Raw genomic sequence first — 21839 nt, 5'->3', positions numbered from 1 at the left:
GCGACTATTTGCCTGAACGACCGCTCCATGTCCCGACTGCAGTTCCAGCTCAAGACCCGCGACGGCCGTGCCCGTCGCGGCCGCCTGACCTTCCCGCGCGGCACGGTGGAAACGCCGGCCTTCATGCCGGTGGGAACCTATGGCTCGGTCAAGGGCATCCTGCCGGACCAGGTGCGCGCGCTGGGGGCCGAGATCATCCTTGGCAACACCTTCCATCTGTACCTGCGTCCGGGCCTGGACATCATCGCCGACCACGGCGGACTGCATGGCTTCTGCCGCTGGGACGGCCCGATCCTGACCGATTCCGGCGGTTTCCAGGTGTTCTCGCTGGCCCACCGCCGCAAGATCACCGAACAAGGCGTGACCTTCGCTTCGCCGACCGACGGGGCCCGGGTGTTCCTCGGCCCGGAAGAGAGCATGAAGATCCAGAAGGTGCTCGATTCGGACGTGGTGATGATCTTCGACGAGTGCACCCCGTACCCGGCCACCGAGGACGTCGCCCGCCGGTCGATGGAGCTGAGCCTGCGCTGGGCCCAGCGCAGCCGCAACGCCCATGACGAGCTCGGCAACGATGCGGCCCTGTTCGGGATCGTCCAGGGGGGGGTGCATACCGACCTGCGCAGCCGCTCGGCCGAGGCCCTGCAGGCGATCGGCTTCGATGGCTATGCCATCGGTGGCCTGGCCGTGGGCGAGCCGGAGCACGAGCGCAACGCCATGCTCGACCACCTGGATCCGGAGCTGCCGGGCGACCGCCCGCGCTACCTGATGGGCGTGGGCCGGCCGGAAGACCTGGTCGAGGGTGTCGCACGCGGCGTCGATATGTTCGACTGCGTGATGCCGACCCGCAACGCGCGCAACGGGCATTACTTCACCTCGTTCGGTACCGTCCGCATCCGCAATTCGCAGTATGCGCGGGACATGGACCCGATCGAACCGGGCTGCGGCTGCGTGGCCTGTACCGGCGGCTACACCCGCTCGTACCTGCGCCACCTGGACCGCTGCAACGAGATGCTGGCGCCGATGCTGGGCACCCTGCACAACCTGTTCTACTACGAGAAGCTGATGGCCGACATCCGGGCGGCGATCGAGGCGGGAACCTTCCAGGCCTTCCGCGAGTCCTTCTATGCGGCACGCGGAGCGGTTCCGCCGCCGCTGTAACCCGGCGCCCCCCTGCCGAACGGCCCGGGGACGAACGTCCGGGGCCATGGCATACTTCAAGGCTGACCCAGATCCGCGGTCGACACCCCGCGCCCGTGAAAGGGCCGGAGCGCCGCCCAACCAAAGGACCAAAGATGAACCTGCTTGCCTTCCTGATTCCCGCCGCCCACGCCCAGGCCGCCGGTGGCCAACCGCAGGGCATGGGCCTGACCACGCTGCTGTTCCCGATCATCCTGATCGCCATCATGTACTTCCTGATGATCCGCCCGCAGATGAAGCGGCAGAAGGAGCACAAGGCCATGCTGGAGAAGATCAAGCGTGGCGACGAAGTGCTGACCAACGGTGGCATCGCCGGCGTGGTCACCGACATCGGCGACAACTTCGTCACCCTGGAAGTGGCCGAGAACGTGCGCATCCGCGTGCAGAAGGGCGCTGTCGGCAACGTGCTGCCGGCCGGTACCCTGAAGTCGGCCCAGTAAGCCACTCCCTTTCCGATGCACAACCGCGGCGCCGGGGATGGCGCCGCGCGGGACCCAAGCAATGCTCGAATTTCCACGCTGGAAGTACGTCGTCATCCTGATCGTACTTGCGCTCAGTACGCTGTATGCGCTGCCCAACATCTACCAGAAGGACGCGGCCGTCCAGATCACCGCCAACCGTGGCGGACAGGTCGACGACGCCCTCCGCGACCGCGTGGTGGCTGACCTGAAGAAGGCCGGCATCGCCAGCCTCGGCGCGGAGAAGGAAGGCGAGAGCCTGATCGTCCGCCTGCCGGACCTCAAGACCCAGGCCGCGGCAAGCGACCTGCTGCGCGACAGCGTGGGTGAGAACTACACGGTCGCGCTGAACCTGGCATCCACCGTTCCGGACTGGCTGGCCAATCTTGGCGGTCGCCCGATGACGCTCGGCCTGGACCTGCAGGGCGGCGTGCACTTCGTGCTGCAGGTGGACCAGAAGGCTGCGCTGGACAAGCGCCTGGATGCCTATACCGAAGACGTGCGCAGCACCCTGCGCGACGCACGCATTCCGTACCAGTCGGTCGAGCGTCGCGCCGACAACAGCATCGTGGCCAACCTGAGCCCGTCCGCCGGTGACGACGCCGCGCAGCGCGCCCGCACGGCCCTGCTCAAGGCGCAGCCGACCCTCGGTTACGACGTCAGCGGCAGCCGCATCACGGTGACCGTGCCGGAGGCCGAGATCTCGCAGATCGCCAACGGCGCCATCGAGCAGAACATCAATACCCTGCGCAACCGCGTGAACCAGCTGGGCGTGGCCGAGCCGATCATCCAGCGCCAGGGCGCCGACCGCGTCGTGGTGCAGCTGCCCGGCGTGCAGGACACGGCCGAAGCCAAGCGCATGATCGGTGCGACCGCCACCCTGGAATACCGTGCGGTGGTCGAGGGCAACGCCCAGGACGCCATCAACGCCGGCCGCATCCCGCCGGAAGCCAAGGTCTACCAGCAGCGTGACGGCCGCGGCCCGATCCTGCTGAACAAGCGCGTGATCGTCACCGGCGACCAGATGGTGGCTGCGCAGGCGGTGACCGACGCCAACAGCGGTGCCCCGGCGGTCAGCGTGACGCTGAACAACGTCGGTGGCCAGCGCATGTTCGACTTCACCAGCGCCAACGTGAACAAGCCGATGGCGGTGGTGTACACCGAACGCGTGCCGACCGTGACCGTGGTCGACGGCCAGGAAGTGCGCGGCTTCAAGGTCAACGAGGAAGTGATCTCGGTGGCCAACATCAATGGCGTGTTCGGCAAGAACTTCCAGACCACCGGCCTGCAGAAGAAGGAAGCCGAAGATCTGGCCAAGCTGCTGAAGTCCGGCTCGCTGGCCGCGCCGATGGACTTCGTCGAAGAGCGCGTGGTCGGCCCGAGCCTGGGTGCCGAGAACGTCAAGAACGGCATGCGCGCCGTGGTCTTCGCCTTCCTGTTCACCCTGGTGTTCTTCAGCATCTACTACCGCATGTTCGGCATCATCACGTCGGTGGCGATGCTGTTCAACCTGCTGATCGTGGTGGCGGTGATGTCGTTGTTCGGCGCGACCATGACCCTGCCGGGCTTCGCCGGCCTGGCGCTGTCGGTCGGCCTGTCGGTCGACGCCAACGTGCTGATCAACGAGCGTATCCGTGAAGAGCTGCGGGCCGGTGTTCCGGGCAAGACCGCGATCGTGACCGGTTACGAGCGCGCTTCCGGCACCATCCTCGACGCCAACCTGACCGGCCTGATCGTCGGCGTGGCACTGTTCGCATTCGGTACCGGTCCGCTGAAGGGCTTCGCGCTGACCATGATCATCGGTATTTTCGCCTCCATGTTCACCGCGATCACCGTGTCGCGTGCGCTGGCGACGCTGATCTACGGCCGCCGCAAGAAGCTCCAGAACGTGGCCATCTGACGGGACGACACGCACATGAAACTGTTTCCGCTGCACATCCTCCCGAACGACACCAAGATCGATTTCATGCGGTGGCGCCATGTCGCCATGGTCGTCACGATCATCGTGTTCCTGGCATCGATCGCCATCATCGGCTTCAAGGGCTTCAACTATGCCCTGGACTTCACCGGTGGCACCCTGATCGAGGCCCGCTTCGAGCGCCCGGTGGACGTCGAGCAGGTCCGCACCAAGCTCGAGCAGAGCGGCTTCGACGGCGCCCAGGTGCAGAGCGTCGGTGGCAGTACCGACCTGCTGATCCGCCTGGCGCCGCACGGTGAGCATGCCCCGGGTACCGGCGATTCCGCCGCCGAGGACAAGGCCACCGCGGCGGCCGTGGTCAAGGCGCTGTCCTCGGCCGACAACCAGGCGACGGTGCTGCGCAATGAGTTCGTCGGCCCGCAGATCGGCAAGGATCTGGCGATGAACGGCCTGTACGCCACCATCTTCATGCTGGCCGGCTTCCTGATCTACATCGCCGTCCGCTTTGAATGGAAGTTCGCGGTCACCGCCAGCATCGTGGCCATGTTCGACCTGATCGTGACGGTGGCTTACGTGTCCCTGCTGGGCCGCGAGTTCGACCTGACGGTGCTGGCCGGCCTGCTGTCGGTGATGGGCTTTGCGATCAACGACATCATCGTGGTGTTCGACCGCGTCCGCGAGAACTTCCGCAGCCTGCGCGTGGAGCCGATGGAAGTGCTGAACCGTTCGATCAACCAGACGCTGTCGCGTACGGTGATCACCGCGGTGATGTTCTTCCTGTCCGCACTGGCCCTGTACCTGTACGGTGGCAGCTCGATGGAAGGCCTGGCCGAAACGCACATGATCGGTGCGGTGATCGTGGTCATGTCGTCGATCCTGGTCGCGGTGCCGATGCTCACGATCGGCTTCCTGCGCGTGAGCAAGCAGGACCTGCTGCCGAAGGCCAAGGACATCGAGGCTCTGGCCCGCCGTCCGTAAGCGTTCGCGCTGCACGCAACGCACAGAGAACCCCGCGCAAGCGGGGTTTTTTGTTGGCAGGGCGTGCAGCCCTGCACCTGCCGAGGCAAAGGCAACATCAACAGCGGGCATTCTGCGGGATGGCGGGTCGGTGTCGGAGTGCGGGGACGCCGTAAACCCGTCCATGGGGGCTTGGCAGCCGCATCCATGCGGCTGACACCCCGCACTCCGACACCGCCCCACCTTCGACACGTTCACGCGGCTGTCGGTAGGTGTCGATCTTGGTCGACACATCTGTCAGATTTCGAATGAATTCAATCGTGTCGACCAAGGTCGACACCCACCAGAGCAGCATGCGGTTCCGACAGAACGCGGAAGACTGTCGAAGGCGGGGTGGGTCCGGTTGCGGGGGCGTGAGCGCCATGGATGGCGCGACCGAGCCTACATGGACGTACTTGCGGCGTCCCCCGCAACCGGACCTGCCCCGCCATCCCGCAGATAGCTCGCTTCTGACGTTGACGTTGACGTTGACGTTGACGTTGACGTTGATTCGGCAGGTGCAGGGTGCAACCCTGCAAAACAAACACCACCCTACGGCAGCGTCGGTTGTGCATTCGGCTCTCGCGCACTACGATCCTGCGGTTCGCGCGCGCAGGCGCGCCCTCCGATTCCTGCTGAGCGCCCTGCGCGCCGCATCTGCCAACCCGAGGTATCCATGGTCATCAAACCGCGCGTCCGCGGCTTCATCTGCGTCACCACCCATCCGACCGGCTGCGACGCCGCCGTCAAGCAGCAGATCGACTACATCCGCGCCCGCCCGCCGATCCAGAACGGTCCCAAGCGCGTGCTGGTGATCGGCGCCTCGACCGGCTACGGCCTGGCCGCCCGCATCACTGCCGCGTTCGGCAGCGGTGCGGCGACCCTGGGCGTGTTCTTCGAGCGTCCCGGCAGCGAGACCAAGCCGGGCACGGCGGGCTGGTACAACTCGGCGGCGTTCCACCGCTATGCCGATGAGGCCGGCCTGTATGCCAAGAGCATCAATGGTGATGCGTTCTCGGATGAAGTGAAGGCGCGCACCATCGAGATGATCAAGGCCGATCTCGGCCAGGTCGACCAGGTCGTCTACAGCCTGGCTGCGCCGCGCCGCAAGCACCCAAAGACCGGTGAAGTGATCAGTTCCACGCTGAAGCCGATCGGTGAGCCGATTACGCTGCGTGGCCTGGATACCGACAAGGAAGTGATCACCGAGACCACTTTGCAGCCGGCGACGCCGGAGGAAATCGCAGGGACCGTCGCAGTGATGGGCGGTGAAGACTGGCAGATGTGGATCGACGCGCTGGCCGATGCCGGCGTGCTGGCCAACGGCTGCACCACCACCGCCTTCACCTACGTTGGCGAAGAAATCACCCAGGCCATCTACTGGAATGGATCGATCGGCGCTGCCAAGAAGGATCTCGACACCAAGGTGCTGGGCCTGCGCGAGAAGCTGGCGAAGATCGGCGGTGATGCCCGCGTGTCGGTGCTCAAGGCCGTGGTCACCCAGGCGAGCTCGGCCATTCCGACGATGCCGCTGTACCTGTCGCTGCTGTTCAAGGTGATGAAGGAAAAGGGCACCCACGAAGGCTGCATCGAGCAGCTGGACGTGCTCTACGACATCCTCTACGGCGGCAAGGCCGACGGCGTGGCGATCGACCGCCTGCGTCACGATCTGGTCGATGGCGATGGCCATACCGTCGCGCTGGTCGATGAAGAAGGCCGCCTGCGTGCCGACTACAAGGAAATGGCGGCAGACGTGCAGGGCAAGGTGGTTGCACTGTGGCCGCAGGTGACCAACGAAAACCTGTACGAGATCAGCGACCTGGCCGGCTACAAGGCGGACTTCCTGCGCCTGTTCGGTTTCGGCGTTGAAGGCGTCGACTACGAGGCCGACGTCGATCCGGATGTGAAGATCAACAATCTGGTCGATATGACCTGATCGAAAAGGCCGGCGAAAGCCGGCCTTTTCACATAGGGCGCGCCGCTGTGCTCGCCGGGCATGGCCCGGCGCTAGCAGGCTCGTCGTGCATGGGCCGGCGTTACCCCGGCGCCCCTTGGTAGCGCCGGGCCATGCCCGGCGATGCGGGATCACCCGAAGTCGAAACTCATCGTCGGCAGCGCCGGACCGACGAAGTCGCCCTGCACGTAGTCCACGCCTGCACTGAACAGCAGCGTCATGGAGTTGGCATCGCTGACGAACTCGGCGATGGTGCGGATACCGGCCTCCTGCGCGCGCGCCGTGATCTGGCTGATGCGGTCGATGTTCTCGCGGGTCGCCGCCAGGTCGCTGGTGAATCCACGGTCCAGCTTGAGGAACTGCGGCTGGAAGTGGGCCAGCAGCTGGAACGAATCCAGGCCGGACCCGAACTGTTCCAGGCCAATGCGGCAGCCCAGCGGGGCCACGGCGGCCAGGAACTGCTGGGCGCTGCGCAGGTGGGTGAACACCTTCGCTTCCGGCGCATGCAGCCACAGGCGCTCGCCCGGAACCCCGTGCGCTTTCAGTTCACCACGCAGGGTGGCAATCATCTGCGGGTCGTCGAACGATTCGGGGGTGACCTTCACCAGCATCTGGGTGGCGCTGCCTTCGCGCGCGCGCTGCCCCAGCACCGTGATGGCCTTGGACACCACCCAGCGGTTGATCTCGGCCAGCAGCCCGTGTTCCTCGGCGATGCCAAGGAAAGCGGTGGGACTGAGCAGTTCACCGTTGTGCTCCAGTCGCAGATAGGCTTCGTACAGCTCCAGTGGCTCGCCCTGCAGGTTCAGTACCGGCTGGTAATGCAGCTGGAAGCCGTCGCCGTCCAGGGCTTCGCGGATGCGGCCGACCCATCGCTGCACGCGTTCTTCCTCGACCCGATCGACCGCGGCCGGATCGAAGATGCGACAGGTGTTGCCCAGCTCGGCGGCCGCCTGCGTGCACTCGCTGGCACGCGCCAGGACCTGGCCGATACTGGCGATCTTCTCGCCGACCTGGACACCGCCGATGCTCACGGTGACCGTGGCCGAACGCGCGCCGATGCTGAACACATGGGCGGCATATGCCTCACGGATGCGTTCGGCCAGTGCCACGGTCTGCGCATAGGGGCCGGCCTGCAGCACGGCGAAGCTGTGTTCGCCGAAGCGCGCCAGCTGCGCGTCCTCCCCCACGACATCGGCCAGCAGGGAGGCCAGCGCGCCGATGAGGGTATCGGCCGAGGCCAGCCCGATGTCCGGCATCAGCCGCGCATAGTGGTCGGGCTCGACCAGCAGCAGGCCGAACTGGCCCTCGCTGCGGCCAGCCTGGGCGACCGCACTTTCGACCTGCAGCATGAAGGTCGGCCGGTTCAGCAGGCCGGTCACCTGGTCGCGCTGGCGAAGATCCTCGACCTCTCGGGCCAGTTCCGGGTCGAACTCGATCCGGCGGCGGAACACGACCTGCAGGCAGGATTCGCCCTCATAGGTGGCTGCGGTGAATTCCATCGTTGCCGGAAACGCACTGCCATCCTGGTGGCGTGCATCGAGCTGGTACTGCGGTGGTGGCGCTTCGCCGCGGCTGAGGCTCTTCAGCAGCTGCTTGAAGTCATCAACATGCTGGGCGGCCACCATGTCCAGCAGCGAGATGCCCTCGATGTCGTCGAAATGCTCGTAGCCGAACATGTCCAGATAGGCATCGTTGGCGCGGATGTGCATGCCTTCGTGCACGTAGGCGATGGGTTCGCGGGAGGAGGCAATCAGCGCGTCGCAACGGCGCTCGGTCTCGCGCATCTGTGCCTCGATGCGGCGCAGCCCGCGGCGCGCCTGCAGGTCGACCCACTGGTCGCGGACCACCGCCAGCAGATGCTCCGGCCGTTGACGGAGGGCAAGGGCGCGGATGCCATGGCTGCTGGCCTGGACCAGCTCATCCTCGTCGATGCGCTCGGCCAGCAGCACCAGCGGAATGTCCTTGCCGCTGGCCGCGATGTGCTGGGCCACCAGCGGCAGCGGGATGCCCTGCGAGGGCGAGGCCAGCACCAGATCGATGGCCTGGTTGGCCAGCACCTGCGACAGCTCGGCCGAATCCTGCGGGCGCCAGGGGCGCACGGCGATGCCGCTGTTGCGCAGCGTGCTGACGATGGCTTCCGCATTCTCGCCGCTGTCGTCGACGATCAACAGGCGGATGGTGATGTCGTTCGCGTTCTGCATGCACTGCTCCCCAATCTGCGGATCTTGATACACGATGCACGGCGAGCCGTCCATGCGTGCAGGCATCCCGCACCCCGAACGGCGATGCGGTTCACACCACGCTGCCGGCGGCGTGGCCGCTGGCCCAGGCCCACTGGAAGTTGTAGCCGCCAAGCCAGCCGGTGACGTCCAGCACTTCGCCGACGAAATGCAGGCCCGGCACGCGCTTGGATTCCATCGTGGAGGACGAAACGTCGGCGGTGTCCACGCCGCCCAGCGTGACCTCGGCGGTGCGGTAGCCTTCGGTGCCACTGGCCACCAGCGGGAACGCACCCAGCAACTGCGCAGCCTGGCGCAGCTGGGGCTCATCCAGCTGCCGTACCGGGCGGTCCGGCAGCCAGTGTTCGCACAGGCGCTGGGCCAGGCGCTTGGGCAGGACCTCGGCCAGCACCGTGCGCAGTTCGGCGGCTGGCCGCTCCTGTTTCATCCGTCGCAGCCACTGGCCGGCATCCTGGCCGGGCAGCAGATCCAGTTCCAGTGCGTCGCCGGGTTGCCAGAAGGAAGAGATCTGCAGGATCGCCGGGCCGCTGACGCCACGATGGGTGAGCAACATGGAATTCTGGAACTGCATGCCGTTGCAGCGCGCCTCGATCGGCAGCGCGACACCGCTCAGGTCGGCCAGGCGCTCCTGGTGCCTGCCACTGAGGGTCAGCGGCACGAGTCCGGCGCGGGTCGGCAGCACGGCATGCCCGAACTGGCGTGCAATCTCGTAGCCGAAGCCGGTTGCGCCCAGGCTGGGGATGGACAGGCCACCGGTGGCGACCACCAGCGAGGCGCAGTGGAACATCCCCTGCGTGGTGTGCACACGGAAGCCATCCGTCCCGTGCTCGATGCGCTCGACGCTGCAGTGGGTACGGATGTGCGCACCCGCTGCCTGGCACTCGTCCACCAGCATCTTCACGATCTGCTTGGACGAAACGTCGCAGAACAGCTGCCCCAGCTCCTTCTCGTGATAGGCGATGGCATGGCGCTCGACCATCTCGATGAAGTGCCAAGGCGTATACCGGGCCAGCGCCGATTTGCAGAAGTGCGGATTGGCCGACAGGAAGTTGGCCGGGGTGGTGCCGGTGTTGGTGAAGTTGCAGCGGCCACCGCCGGACATCAGGATCTTCTTGCCGATCTTGTTGGCGTGATCGATCACCTGCACCTGGCGGCCGCGCCGGCCGGCGGTGATCGCGGTCATCAGGCCGGCGGCACCGGCACCGATCACCACGACGTCGCAGCGCGTCGTACTCATGCCTTGGCGCGCTTGCGCCAGGTGGGGATGATGTCGAGCTGGATCTGGTCGTTGAGGATCTGCACCTCGCCGTCCTGGATCAGCACGCTGAAGCGCATGGCACGCTGGATCTGCTGGCCCCACTGCTCGACGAAGGTGCCATCGAGGTCGATCACCGACAGGTTGTCGAAGCGCGCCAGGCCCTTGCCCTGCTTGCCCCACCAGATGTCGGACGCATTGCCGCCGTAGTTGACCACCTGCACCTGGCGGCTGCGGTTGCTGGCCTTGCGGATACGGGATTCATCGGGGTGGCCGAGGTCGATCCACTGCAGGATGTCGCCGGTGTAGTCGTGCTGCCACAGGTCCGGCTCGTCATCCGTACTCAGGCCCCGGCCGAATTCCAGGCGGTCGTCGGCGTTGAGGGCGAAGGTGAGCAGGCGCACCATCAGGCGCTCGTCGGTTTCCGACGGATGCTGGGCCAGGGTCAGGTTGTGGGTCGCGTAGTAGCCGCGATCCATGTCGCTGATCTGCAACTCGGCCTTGCGGATGGTGGCGGTGAGGGCCATGGGGGATCCGTCGACTAAAGAGGACAATGATAGAGGTTTGCTGCAGGGGTGTCCGTGGCCGGGGTGTCTGCCGCGCGTCAACGGTGGCACGCTTGCGGTTCCTGTTGCCGCCGGAGCGGACGCGATGACCCTGCCCAGCCGGCTGCAGCTGCCACCCGGCCATTGGCCGACCCTGCTGGACGGCCTGTGCGCACGCTTTCCGCGCATCGACCGCAGCCAGTGGCAGGACCGGTTCGCGCGCGGACGGGTACAGGATGCGCAGGGCAGGGCGCTGGCGGCGGACCAGCCGTGGCAGGTGGGGCTGGAAATCCTGTATTTCCGCGAGGTCAGCCACGAGCCGCGCATTCCGTTCAACGAGACGATCCTCTACCAGGACGAGCATCTGCTGGTGGTCGACAAGCCGCACTTCCTGCCGGTGACCCCGGCGGGTGCCCATGTCCGCGAAACCCTGCTGGCGCGGCTGGTGGCGCGGACCGGCAACGCGCAGCTGGCACCGCTGCACCGCCTGGACCGGCTCACCGCTGGGCTGGTCCTGTTCTCGCTGCGACCGGAGTCGCGCGATGCCTACCAGCGCCTGTTCCGCGAGCGCCGTATCGACAAGACCTACGAAGCGCTGGCCCCGGCGCTGCCGGCGCTGGACTTCCCGTTCGAGCGCCACAGCCGCATCGGCCCGGCACAGCCGTTCTTCCGCATGGGCGAAATGGAGGGCGAGCCGAATGCGAGTACCCGCATCGAGGTAATCGACGCGACAGGTCCGGTCTGGCGCTACCGCCTGCAGCCGAGAACCGGTCGCAAGCACCAGCTGCGCGTGCACATGGCGGCGCTGGGCGCGCCCATCATCGGAGACGACCTGTATCCGCAGCTGCGTCCGGCCGCGAGCGGGGCGCAGGCGCCGCTGCAACTGCTGGCGCGGGCGTTGTCCTTCGACGATCCCCTGAATGGGGGACGACGGGTGTTCAGCAGCCAGCGTCAGCTGGGCCCAGTGGTGGCGTGAGCCGGGCCCCGCCTCATCGCGCCACGCGGATGCGGGCCAACCAGCGGTCCAGCGCGCTGCCGAACGCCTGGCGGTCGCGCGCATGCAGGGGAGGCGGGCCCCCGGTCTGGACGCCGGCGCCGCGCAGCTCTTCCATGAAATTGCGTACCGACAGGCGCTGGGCGATGGTGTCGGCGGTGAACAGCTCCCCGCGCGGATGCAGGGCCAGCGCGCCTCGTTCGAGCACCAGCGCGGCCAGTGGAATGTCCTGGGTGACAACCAGATCGCCGGCGGCGACCCGTTCGACGATGGCGCTGTCAGCCACGTCCAGGCCCTGCGGCACCTGGAGGGAGCGGATCCAGCGCGAGGGCGGGGTGCGGATCCACTGGTTGGCGACCAGGGTCAACTCCAGGCCGACCCGCTCGGCGGCCCGGAACAGGATGTCGCGGATGACAACGGGGCAGGCGTCTGCGTCCACCCAGATGCGGGGACGGGGCAGTTCAGCCGGGGTTTCAGCTTCAGTCATTTACCCAGTGTAGGGTAGGAAAAACCTGAATGGGTCCCCGGATCCGGGCCCGACCGACTGCCAGCCCTTGCCACGCCTAGCGGGGGCGGGGTGGCGATGAATGCCGGGGCTATCGCTTTTTGGGGAAAACACGCGTATCGTGCGACCCACTGTGTTTGCTAGGGTCACCGTGAATCGTGGCCTGGTGCAGTTGATCTCACGATCCACTCATCGATCCGCTTTACCAACGCCTGCAACTCAGTCTCGGCCCCGATACCCGGTGGCTGCGATTTTTTTCAACATGTGTTTCAGGAGTTAGTAAATATGTCTGAACGTCAGACCGGCACCGTCAAGTGGTTCAACGACGCCAAGGGCTTCGGCTTCATCACCCCGGAAAGCGGCCCGGACCTGTTCGTGCACTTCCGCGCCATCCAGGGCACCGGCTTCAAGACCCTGCAGGAAGGCCAGAAGGTCACCTTCATCGCCGTCCAGGGCCAGAAGGGTATGCAGGCTGACCAGGTGCAGGCGGTCTAATCCGTCTGCTGCCCTCGGGTAGCCAGAACGCCGGAAGCGCAAGCTTCCGGCGTTTTTTTTGCGTCGGCGGGAGCAGGCACGGATCGAATCCACAGGCGCATGCGTGCAGGCGCGTTACGATGCTTGCACCCCTCTGGAGTCCTTTCATGCGCATCGTCCATCACCTCGAGAATTCCCGTTCGCTGCGCGTGCTGTGGATGCTGGAGGAGCTGGGGCTGGACTACGAACTGCGCCGTTACCCGCGCGACCCCAGAACGCTGCTGGCACCGCCGGCACTGCGCCAGGTACATCCGCTGGGGAAATCACCGGTGCTGCAGGACGGCGAGCAGGTGCTGGCCGAATCCGGCGCCATTCTTGATTACCTGGCTGACCGCTACGACACGCAGCGGCAGGTGTCGCCGTCGCCGATACCGGCCGAAGGTGCCGAGCGCATGGCCTATCGCTACTGGCTGCACTACGCCGAAGGCTCGGCGATGCCGCCGCTGCTGCTGACGCTGGTGATGAGCCGCATCCGCAACGCGCCGGTGCCGTTCTTCGTGCGCCCGATTGCCCGCAGCATTGCCGACAAGGCCGAGCAGAGCTTCGTCGGCCCGCAGCGCCGCCTGCACCTGGACTGGATGGAGCGCCGCCTGGCCGAGAGCCCGTGGTTCGCGGGTGAGCGTTTCACCGCGGCCGATATCCAGATGAGCTTCCCGATCCAGGCCGCAGCGGCGCGCGGAGGCGGACTGGACGACAAGCCGGCGCTGCGCGCGTTTCTCCAGCGCATCGGTGAACGCCCGGCCTACCAGCGCGCTGAAGCGCACGGCGGATCGCTGCAGGCGCTGCGCGGCGATTGAGGTCGGCGGCGTCCATCCCCATGTCAGGGCCATGGACAGCCCCTTCCCGCGATTCGACAACCGTCTGCTGACCGTCCTGCCGGGCGACCCGGAAGCCGGGCCCCGCCGGCGTGAAGTCCGAGAGGCGGCCTGGTCGTCGGTGATGCCGACGCCTGTCGCCGCGCCGACCCTGCTGGCCTGGTCGCCGGAGGTCGCCGCTCTGCTCGGCATCGATGTGGCTGAAGTGTCGAGCGGCACGTTTGCCCAGGTATTCGCTGGCAACGCGTTGTATCCGGGCATGCAGCCGTGGGCCGCCAATTACGGCGGGCACCAGTTCGGTCACTGGGCGGGCCAGCTTGGCGATGGGCGGGCGATCTCGCTGGGCGAGCTGGTTGCGCCGGATGGCCGGCACTGGGAACTGCAGCTGAAGGGTGCAGGCCCGACCCCGTACTCCCGTGGCGCCGACGGTCGCGCGGTGCTGCGCTCGTCGATCCGTGAATTCCTGTGCAGTGAGGCCATGCACCACCTCGGTGTACCGACCACGCGCGCGCTGTCGCTGGTCGGTACCGGCGAGCACGTGGTGCGCGACATGTTCTATGACGGCCGTCCGCGAGCCGAGCCCGGCGCGATCGTATGCCGTGTGTCGCCCTCGTTCCTGCGTTTCGGTTCGTTCGAACTGCCGGCCTCGCGCGGTGAGACGTCACTGCTGCAGCAACTGATGGACGCCTGCATCGCCCGTGATTTCCCCGAACTGGCAGGGCAGGGTGAGGCGCTGTACGGTGACTGGTTCGCGCAGATCGCGGTGCGCACCGCCGAGATGATCGCGCACTGGATGCGTGTCGGTTTCGTGCATGGGGTAATGAACACCGACAACCTCTCCGTGCTTGGCCTCACTCTCGACTATGGCCCCTATGGCTGGGTCGAGGACTTCGATCCGGACTGGACCCCGAACACCACTGACGCACAGGGCCGTCGCTACCGCTTCGGAACGCAGCCGCAGGTGGCGTACTGGAATCTGGGGCGGCTTGCGCAGGCGCTGTCGCCCTTGTTTGCCGACGTCGCGCCGTTGCAGGCGGGCCTTGCTGCCTATCAGGCCACCTTTGCCGCCTGCACGCGTCGCGATGCGGCGGCCAAGCTTGGCCTGGCAGCTGCCGATGATGCCGATCTGCAGCTCTACCAGCGCTGGCAGCAGCTGCTGCAGGACGGCGGCATGGACATGACCCTGTCCTGGCGCGCGTTGATGCGGATCGACCCGGCATCGCCCGATGCGGTGGCACTGGCTGAGGTCTATTACGACCGGGAGCGGCAGGAGGCCGTGCAGGTGCCGCTGCGGCAGTGGCTGCAGGACTACGCCGCGCGATTGCGGGCGGATCCTCTTCCGGCCGCCGAGCGCCTGGCGAAGATGGGCGCGGCCAATCCGCTGTACGTGCTGCGCAACTGGTTGGCGCAGGAAGCGATCGACCGTGCGGAACAAGGGGACATGGGCGGCGTACACGCCTTGCAGGATGTGCTGCGCGATCCGTACACCCAACGCGCCGGACGTGAGCATTTCGCCAGCAGGCGCCCGGCCTGGGCCGACGACCGCGCCGGCTGCTCGATGCTGTCCTGCAGTTCCTGAGCGGTGCTACGGCGCAGCCGTGCGCTTCGCCCGGCAAGTGCCAGTGCAGCCTTCCCTACAACGATGGTCGTACCCATTCAGTGCGATATTCGCACGCGTAGTCGATTACCGCACTTGAATGGTGCAGTGCGATAAACCTAATTTCACTTCCGCAGATTCAAAGCAGTCCAAGCGATCCACCCCTGGCGGGGCGAGGGCAGCACCCGACCCGGTGCTGAAGCCAGGTGCAGGGGAAGACCGCAGGATTTCCCTTCACCTGTGCGGAGTGATCGCATGCGTCGTCGCTTGTCCGTTGTTTCTCTGTTCCTGCTCGCCCAGTTGCCGACGCTGGCGTTGGCCTACCAGGCCGAACCGCCGCGCGGGCCCCTGCAGGTGCTGCGCGTGGACCGCTACGCCGACGACACCCGTCCCGGCTCCCTGCGCTGGGCGATCACCACCGCCAACACCGCGCCGGGCCGCTATCGCATCGAGATCGACGCGGTGGGTACCGCGCCCCATGTGATCAAGCCGACCTCGCCGCTGCCGGAGATCAAGGGGCCGGTGCAGATCATCGGCACGTCCTGGGGCCGCGATGGCCAGTACATCGCCATCGACGGTTCGGCCTACGTCACCGGCACCGGCACCGACGCCTGTCCGGGCGCCGAGCCGGGCCAGTCGGGCACCAACGTGCGCACCACCACGCTGCCGGGGCTGGTCCTGCGGGATACCCAGGGCGTTGAACTGGCCGGTCTGGAGATCCGCAATTTCTGCATCGGTGTGCTGGTCAACCGCTCCAGCCACAACGAGATCCACGACAACCGCATCGTCGCCAACAAGGGCGGCGCCGGCATCATGCTCACCGGGGACGACGGCACAGGGCAGTCCACTGCCACCACCACCGTGCACAACCGCATCGTGCGCAATGAATTCCTCGACAACGGCGATGGACTTGAGCTGACCCGTGGCGCGGCCTGGAACCTGGTGGCCGACAACCTGTTCCAGTCCACCCAGGCCAACCCGGAACCGTCGCAGGGCATCGAAATCCTCTGGGGCAACGACAACAGCGTGGTACACAACCGCTTCGTCGATTACTCCGATGGCCTGCAGATCAACTGGGGCAACCGCAACTACATCGCCGCCAACACCTTCACCGGCAATTCGCTGGGCCTGAGCATCACCGGCAGCGGCAACGTGGTCGATGGCAACATCATCACCGGCAATGGCATCGGCATCGGCGTGCGCCCGCAGCCGGTCAGTGCGCCGAACCGCTTCACCGCCAACCGCATCTTCGGCAACGGCCTGCCGATCGAGCGCTGCGAGGCCGGCGGCGCCTGCGTGAAGGGCCAACCGCGCGGCGCCATCGTGTTCGGCGTGCCGGGCCTGGAACACGCCAGCTTCGTCGGTTCACGTGGTCGTGGTGTCGACAATGATCCGTCCAAGCGTGCGCGCATCTGCTCCGCTGCCGGCCAGACCGACTGCCAGCCGCTGCCGAACCTGGGCCAGGCGGCGCCGCAGCTGACTGGCGTGCAGGGCGAGGGTACGCAGCGCCAGTTGATCGGTCGTTTCCAGGGCACGCCCGACAGCCGTTACCAGGTCGAAGTGTTCGGCAACCGCGCCGCCAGCGGCAGCGAGGCCGAGTGGGTGCTGGGCAGCGTGCAGGCGCGCACCGATGCGCAGGGGCAGGGCCGTTTCACCTTCCCGCTCGGCGCCGCGGCAGATGCTGCGGCTGCCGGCAGCCTGACCGCCACGGTCACCTCGGCGCAGGGCGCCACCTCCCCCCTGAGCGCGCCGCTGTCGCTGCGCTGATCATCTCCACGAGACCGCGATCATGAATCTTGCGAAACCCGTTTCCCTGGCCGTCCTGGCCACCGCGCTGCTGCCCTGCATCGCCAGCGCGCAGTCGAGCAACCGCTACGAAGGCAGGACCCTCACTGGCGACTGGGGCGGCACCCGCACCGATCTGTTCGAGCGTGGCATCGCCTTCCGCGGCGACTACGTGGGTGAAGCCATGGGTGTGGTCGATGGAGGCTACGGCGAAACCGGTGCGCGCTATGCGCAGCAGGTGCGCGTTGGCGTGGACCTGGACATGGGCACGCTGGCCGGCTGGAACGGCGGTGCCTTCCACTTCACCCTCAACGACCGTCGCGGCCGCAGCACCTCGGTGGACTTCGTCGGCAACCGCTTCCCCATCCAGGAAGCGTACGGCGGCCAGTACACGCGGCTGACCGAACTGAGCTACGACCAGACCTTCAACGCGGGGCAGTCGTACTACAAGCTGGGCTATTACGCGATGGGCAACCAGTTCGGCCTGCACAGCCTGCTGACCCACTTCGTCAATGCGGCGTTCTGCGCGCACCCGCTGGCGATGTCGGGCAACAGCGGCTGGTACAACTACCCCGTGGCACGCTGGGGCGGTGAGTTCGCCCAGCAGGTCAGCCCGGCCGTCAACGTTCGCACCGGCTGGTTCCAGGTGAATCCGAACCTGGGTGGCAACATCGAACGCAACGCGTTCCGTCCGCTCGCTTCCGGTACCACCGGTTCGCTGTTCCCGGTGGAAGTGACCTGGACCCCGGCCAAGGGCAGCCGCTACGCGGGCGTCTACAAGTTCGGCGGTTACTACGACACCTCACGCGTGGACAAGCGCGGTCTGGATGCTTCGCCGACGACCGGGCGCCACGGCGCCTACGTGCTCGCCGAGCAGCGTCTGACCCGGGAATCGGCCGATCCCAGCCGCGGCCTGACTGCGTTCGCGCAGTACATGGTGTCCGACACCGACACCGCGCAGATCAAACGCTGGTATGCGCTGGGCGGGGTTTACCAGGGCATTGGCTCGCGCGCCCAGGACAGCATCGCGCTGGGCTACGTAGGCGCCGACATCAACAACCGGCTGGTCGATGCGCGCCGGGCCACGCTGGCCGCCGGTGGCGTGCCTGGCGATTCGCCGCTGTACAACCTCAGCCAGGCCGAGGAGCTGTTCGAACTGTCCTACAGCGTCCAGGTAAACCCGTGGCTGATGATCCGCCCGGATGTGCAGTACATCGTCAACCCGGGCACGTTCAACTACAGCGGTACCGACAACGCCTGGGCCGTGGGCGTACAGGCCAAGGTGACCTTCTGATGGCCATGCGCTCCTTCCATGCTCTGGTGACCGCCATGAAGTTTCCGCTCGCTCCGGTTGTGCTGGCCGGTGCACTGTGCGCCGTCCCGGCGCTGGCCCTGGCCGCACCGCCGCCGGCGGTACTGCAGGTCGGCCAGTTGCGTATCGGCGAGGGCCATCCCCGCACCATCGTGCCGATCACTGGCGCCACCGCTGACGTGGCCCTGCAGCAGGCGGCGGCCATCGCTGCCAGCAAGGCCACCGACATCGCCGAGTGGCGCATCGACTACCTGGACATCGCCACCGATGGCAAGGCGCTGGTCACGCTGGGCAAGCGCATCCAGGCCACGCTGGGCGGCAAGCCGGTCATCGTGACGTTCCGCACCAAGGCCGAGGGCGGCGCCAAGCCGATCAGCGATGCCGACTACGGCGCGCTCTACGCGACGCTGCTGCGCGGCGGCGTGGCCCAGCTGATCGACGTGGAGATGTTCCGTGATCCGAAGGTGGTGCAGGCGCTGGTGGCGCAGGCGCACAAGGCCGGCGTGAAGGTGGTGATGTCCAACCATGACTTCCACGCAACGCCGCCCCGCGATGAGATCGTCGCGCGCCTGCTCAGGCAGCAGGCGCTGGGTGCGGACGTGCTGAAGATCGCGGTGATGCCGCGCGACGCAGGCGACGTGCTGGCCCTGCTCGATGCCACCTGGCAGGTGCGCCAGCAGAGCGACAGGCCGCTGCTGACCATGTCGATGGGGGGCACCGGTGTGGTCTCGCGCCTGGCTGGTGAAACCTTCGGCCAGGCGCTCACCTTCGGCATGATCGGCACTCCGTCGGCACCGGGCCAGGTCGAAGTCGATCGCCTGCAGGACGTCCTGCAGGTCATCCACGCATCCAGCCAGGCCGGTCACTGAGACCTTCCCCGCCGGACGTTCCACCGCATCACGCTGTTGCAGGAAACCGCCCCATGAGCCACGCCGCCCCCGCACCCTCGCTTGTCCTGGAACGGATGAGTCCCTTCCAGTGGACCGCCATCGCCATCTGCGTGCTGTTGAACATGCTCGATGGCTTCGATGTGATGGTCATGGCCTTTACCGCGCCGCATGTGTCGGCGGACTGGGAGCTGTCGGGCAAGGTGCTGGGGATGATGCTCAGCGCCGGCCTGGTCGGCATGGCGCTGGGCTCGTTCCTGCTGGCGCCGCTGGCCGATCGCTGGGGCCGGCGGCCGATGATCGTGTGCTGCCTGCTGATCCTGACCAGCGGCATGGCGCTGTCGGCGCTGGCTGCCAACGCCTGGCAGCTGGGCGCGCTGCGCGTGTACACCGGCATCGGCATCGGCGGCATGCTGGCCGGCGTGGGCGTGATCACCGCCGAGTACGCCAATGCCAAGTGGCGCAGTACGGCGGTCGCGCTGCAGGCCACCGGCTATCCGATAGGCGCCACCGCCGGCGGTCTGCTGGCGGCGTGGATGCTGGAACACTGGTCCTGGCACAGCGTGTTCCTGATCGGCGCCGTGGCGTCGCTGGTGTGCATTCCGCTGGTGCTCAGGTGCCTGCCCGAATCGCTGGATTTCCTGGTTGCGCGTCGCCCGGCCGATGCGCTGCCGCGCCTGAACGCACTGCTCTCGCGCATGCGCATGCCGCAGCTGCAGGCGCTGCCGCCGTCGCCGCTGCGTGATGGCCAGCGGCAGGGCTATGCGGCGCTGTTCGTGGGTGACCTGCGGCGCGTCGCGCTGCTGATCGCGTTGGCCTTCTTCCTGCACATGTTCGCCTTCTACTTCGTGCTGAGCTGGACGCCGAAGCTGCTGGTCTCTGCCGGTGTCTCCGCCCAGCAGGGCATCACCGGAGGCGTGCTGTTGAATCTGGGCGGCATCGTCGGCGGCAGCCTGTTCGGCTGGCTGGCCTCGCGCTGTTCGCTGTCGAAGCTGACCGCCGGTGCGCTGCTGCTGGCGATGGTGTCGATGCTGGGCTTTGCCGCCTTCAACACGCAGCTGGGCATGGCCTTCCCGTTGGCGTTCGTGATCGGTGCAGCACTGTTCGCCGCGATGGCGGGCCTGTATGCCGCGGCGCCGGTGGTGTTCGCCGCGCAAGTGCGGACCACCGGTCTGGGCTGGGCCATCGGCATCGGCCGCGTCGGTGCGATCCTCTCGCCGCTCACGGTGGGTGTGCTGGTGGATGGCCACTGGCGGCCCTCCGCGTTGTATGTGCTGTGCGCGCTGCCGCTGCTGCTTGCGGCCTGGGCGTGCCTGGGTCTGCGCGTGGGCGTGGGCCGGAACCAGCGTTGAACCGCGAGGGAGTCGTTGACTCAATGTGCGATTATCGAATCATGAGTGCGAATATCGCATTGACCGGACGGAGTGCCATGGCGACCATGTCGAGGCCGTGTTTTCCCTTCGCAGTGGCTCTGAAGCGAGGCGGTGATGACCGCTGGCGCGCAGGGCAAGGAGCAATGCAGTGATCGACAAGACCGTGGCCAGCGTGGAAGCAGCGGTGGCCGATATCCATGATGGCGCCACCGTGATGATCGGCGGCTTTGGCACGGCGGGCATGCCCGACGAGCTGATCGACGCGCTCATCGCACAGGGTGCGCGCGAGCTGTGCATCATCAACAACAACGCCGGCAACGGCGATACCGGCCTGGCCGCGCTGATCAGGCACAAGCGCGTGCGTCGCATCGTCTGCTCGTTTCCGCGCCAGGCCGATTCGCAGCATTTCGACGCCGCCTACCGCGCCGGTGAGATCGAACTGGAGCTGGTGCCGCAGGGCAATCTGGCCGCGCGCATCCACGCGGCGGGTTCCGGCCTGGGCGCGATCTTCACCCCGACCGGCTACGGCACCGAGCTGGCGCAGGGCAAGGAGACGCGTGAGATCGACGGGCGTCACTTCGTGCTTGAGTACCCGCTGCACGCTGATTTCGCGCTGATCAAGGCCGACCGCGGCGACCGTTGGGGCAACCTGGTGTACCGCAAGACCGCACGCAACTTCGGCCCGCTGATGGCGATGGCCGCGCGCTGCGCCATCGTGCAGGTGCGTGAGGTGGTGCCGCTGGGTGAACTGGACCCGGAGGCCGTGGTGACCCCGGGCATCTTCGTGCAGCGCGTGGTGCCGGTGGCCGCAGCGGGGGTGCAGGCATGAACAAGCTCAGCCGCGAACAGATGGCCGCGCGCGTGGCGCGCGACATTCCCGAAGGTGCCTACGTCAACCTGGGCATTGGCCTGCCGACCACGGTGGCCAATTTCCTGCCGGCCGACAAGGAGATCTTCCTGCAGTCGGAGAATGGCCTGCTGGGCATGGGACCGGCGCCGGCGCCTGGCCGGGAGGATCCGGATCTGATCAATGCCGGCAAGCAGCCGGTCACCCTGCTGACCGGGGGCTGCTATTTCCACCATGCCGATTCGTTCGCGATGATGCGTGGCGGCCACCTCGATATCTGCGTGCTGGGTGCCTTCCAGGTCTCGGTGCAGGGCGACCTCGCCAACTGGAGCACCGGGGCCCCCGATGCGATTCCGGCCGTGGGCGGCGCGATGGACCTGGCCATCGGTGCCAAGCAGGTGTTCGTGATGATGGACCTGTTCACCAAGAAGGGCGAGAGCAAGCTGGTGACCGAGTGCAGCTACCCGTTGACCGGGCTACGCTGCGTGTCGCGCGTATACACCGATGTGGCGGTGTTCGATCTGGGGGCTGATGGCGCGATCGTGCTGGAGATGGTGGAAGGCATGGATATCGGACAACTGCGTGAACTGACCGGCCTGCCGCTGGCACTGGCCGAGGGAGCCTGAG

19 protein-coding genes are annotated in these 21839 nt (G+C 66.8%); 15 read left to right on the top strand and 4 right to left on the bottom strand.

The window, feature by feature from the left end:
- Positions 1-27: 27 nt before the first annotated feature.
- From tgt to fabV, 5 genes are all read left to right on the top strand, one after another.
- Positions 28-1158, top strand: a complete 1131-nt coding sequence (tgt, locus tag AC06FB_RS13925) for a tRNA guanosine(34) transglycosylase Tgt (RefSeq protein ID WP_065181313.1) — start codon at positions 28-30, stop codon at positions 1156-1158.
- 134 nt (positions 1159-1292) lie between these two features.
- Positions 1293-1637, top strand: coding sequence for a preprotein translocase subunit YajC (gene yajC, locus AC06FB_RS13920; protein ID WP_053519780.1), 345 nt, complete (start codon positions 1293-1295; stop codon positions 1635-1637).
- 61 nt (positions 1638-1698) lie between these two features.
- Entirely contained in the window at positions 1699-3555 is a 1857-nt protein-coding gene (secD, locus tag AC06FB_RS13915) for a protein translocase subunit SecD (RefSeq protein ID WP_053519779.1), read from the top strand.
- 15 nt (positions 3556-3570) lie between these two features.
- Positions 3571-4551 (top strand): protein translocase subunit SecF, encoded by a 981-nt coding sequence (gene secF, locus AC06FB_RS13910; protein ID WP_053519778.1) that lies wholly within the window; start codon positions 3571-3573, stop codon positions 4549-4551.
- 694 nt (positions 4552-5245) lie between these two features.
- A complete protein-coding gene (fabV, locus tag AC06FB_RS13905) occupies positions 5246-6505 on the top strand; it encodes an enoyl-ACP reductase FabV (protein WP_053520465.1) in 1260 nt (419 codons plus the stop codon).
- 149 nt (positions 6506-6654) lie between these two features.
- On the opposite strand, the gene AC06FB_RS13900 is transcribed toward fabV, so the two are convergent.
- The 3 genes from AC06FB_RS13900 to AC06FB_RS13890 form a co-directional block, all read right to left on the bottom strand.
- Positions 6655-8724, bottom strand: a complete 2070-nt coding sequence (locus AC06FB_RS13900; protein ID WP_128988965.1) for an EAL domain-containing response regulator — start codon at positions 8722-8724, stop codon at positions 6655-6657.
- A gap of 91 nt (positions 8725-8815) precedes the next feature.
- Complete coding sequence (locus AC06FB_RS13895; protein ID WP_111185616.1) at positions 8816-10000, bottom strand: BaiN/RdsA family NAD(P)/FAD-dependent oxidoreductase; 1185 nt, start codon at positions 9998-10000, stop codon at positions 8816-8818.
- A complete protein-coding gene (locus AC06FB_RS13890) occupies positions 9997-10545 on the bottom strand; it encodes a YaeQ family protein (protein WP_053517781.1) in 549 nt (182 codons plus the stop codon). Before AC06FB_RS13890 ends, AC06FB_RS13895 begins: the two co-directional genes overlap by 4 nt.
- 124 nt (positions 10546-10669) lie before the next feature.
- Here AC06FB_RS13890 and AC06FB_RS13885 point away from each other — a divergent pair, with 124 nt between their 5' ends.
- Positions 10670-11539, top strand: coding sequence for a pseudouridine synthase (locus AC06FB_RS13885; RefSeq protein ID WP_478053792.1), 870 nt, complete (start codon positions 10670-10672; stop codon positions 11537-11539).
- 13 nt (positions 11540-11552) lie between these two features.
- On the opposite strand, the gene AC06FB_RS13880 is transcribed toward AC06FB_RS13885, so the two are convergent.
- Positions 11553-12044, bottom strand: a complete 492-nt coding sequence (locus AC06FB_RS13880; RefSeq protein WP_053517778.1) for a YaiI/YqxD family protein — start codon at positions 12042-12044, stop codon at positions 11553-11555.
- Between the two features lie 303 nt (positions 12045-12347).
- On the opposite strand from AC06FB_RS13880, the gene AC06FB_RS13875 reads away from it, so the two are divergent.
- The 9 genes from AC06FB_RS13875 (at position 12348) to AC06FB_RS13835 (ending at position 21838) form a co-directional block, all read left to right on the top strand.
- Positions 12348-12557: a cold-shock protein gene (locus AC06FB_RS13875; RefSeq protein ID WP_005416210.1), complete on the top strand. Its 210-nt coding sequence runs from the start codon at positions 12348-12350 to the stop codon at positions 12555-12557.
- 146 nt (positions 12558-12703) lie between these two features.
- Positions 12704-13393, top strand: a complete 690-nt coding sequence (locus AC06FB_RS13870) for a glutathione S-transferase (RefSeq protein WP_065181317.1) — start codon at positions 12704-12706, stop codon at positions 13391-13393.
- A 31-nt stretch (positions 13394-13424) separates the two neighbouring features.
- Positions 13425-14990: a protein adenylyltransferase SelO gene (locus AC06FB_RS13865; RefSeq protein ID WP_478053791.1), complete on the top strand. Its 1566-nt coding sequence runs from the start codon at positions 13425-13427 to the stop codon at positions 14988-14990.
- Between the two features lie 273 nt (positions 14991-15263).
- Positions 15264-16775 (top strand): right-handed parallel beta-helix repeat-containing protein, encoded by a 1512-nt coding sequence (locus AC06FB_RS13860; RefSeq protein ID WP_478053790.1) that lies wholly within the window; start codon positions 15264-15266, stop codon positions 16773-16775.
- Positions 16776-16797: 22 nt separating this feature from the next.
- Positions 16798-18087, top strand: coding sequence for a carbohydrate porin (locus tag AC06FB_RS13855; protein WP_065181319.1), 1290 nt, complete (start codon positions 16798-16800; stop codon positions 18085-18087).
- Between the two features lie 35 nt (positions 18088-18122).
- A complete protein-coding gene (gene aroD, locus AC06FB_RS13850) occupies positions 18123-18974 on the top strand; it encodes a type I 3-dehydroquinate dehydratase (RefSeq protein WP_277381676.1) in 852 nt (283 codons plus the stop codon).
- A 53-nt stretch (positions 18975-19027) separates the two neighbouring features.
- Positions 19028-20344 (top strand): MFS transporter, encoded by a 1317-nt coding sequence (locus tag AC06FB_RS13845; RefSeq protein WP_478053789.1) that lies wholly within the window; start codon positions 19028-19030, stop codon positions 20342-20344.
- A 169-nt stretch (positions 20345-20513) separates the two neighbouring features.
- The gene (locus AC06FB_RS13840) at positions 20514-21194 is read left to right on the top strand and encodes a 3-oxoacid CoA-transferase subunit A (protein ID WP_053517770.1); all 681 of its coding nucleotides are present in this window, start codon (positions 20514-20516) and stop codon (positions 21192-21194) included.
- Positions 21191-21838 (top strand): 3-oxoacid CoA-transferase subunit B, encoded by a 648-nt coding sequence (locus AC06FB_RS13835; RefSeq protein ID WP_478053788.1) that lies wholly within the window; start codon positions 21191-21193, stop codon positions 21836-21838. Before AC06FB_RS13840 ends, AC06FB_RS13835 begins: the two co-directional genes overlap by 4 nt.
- The last annotated feature ends 1 nt before the right edge of the window (position 21839 follow it).

The organism is Stenotrophomonas sp. Steno-C15, from assembly GCF_056393265.1.
The sequence above is the reverse complement of the archived record's forward strand: the minus strand, read 5'-3'. Positions and strand labels throughout refer to the sequence as shown.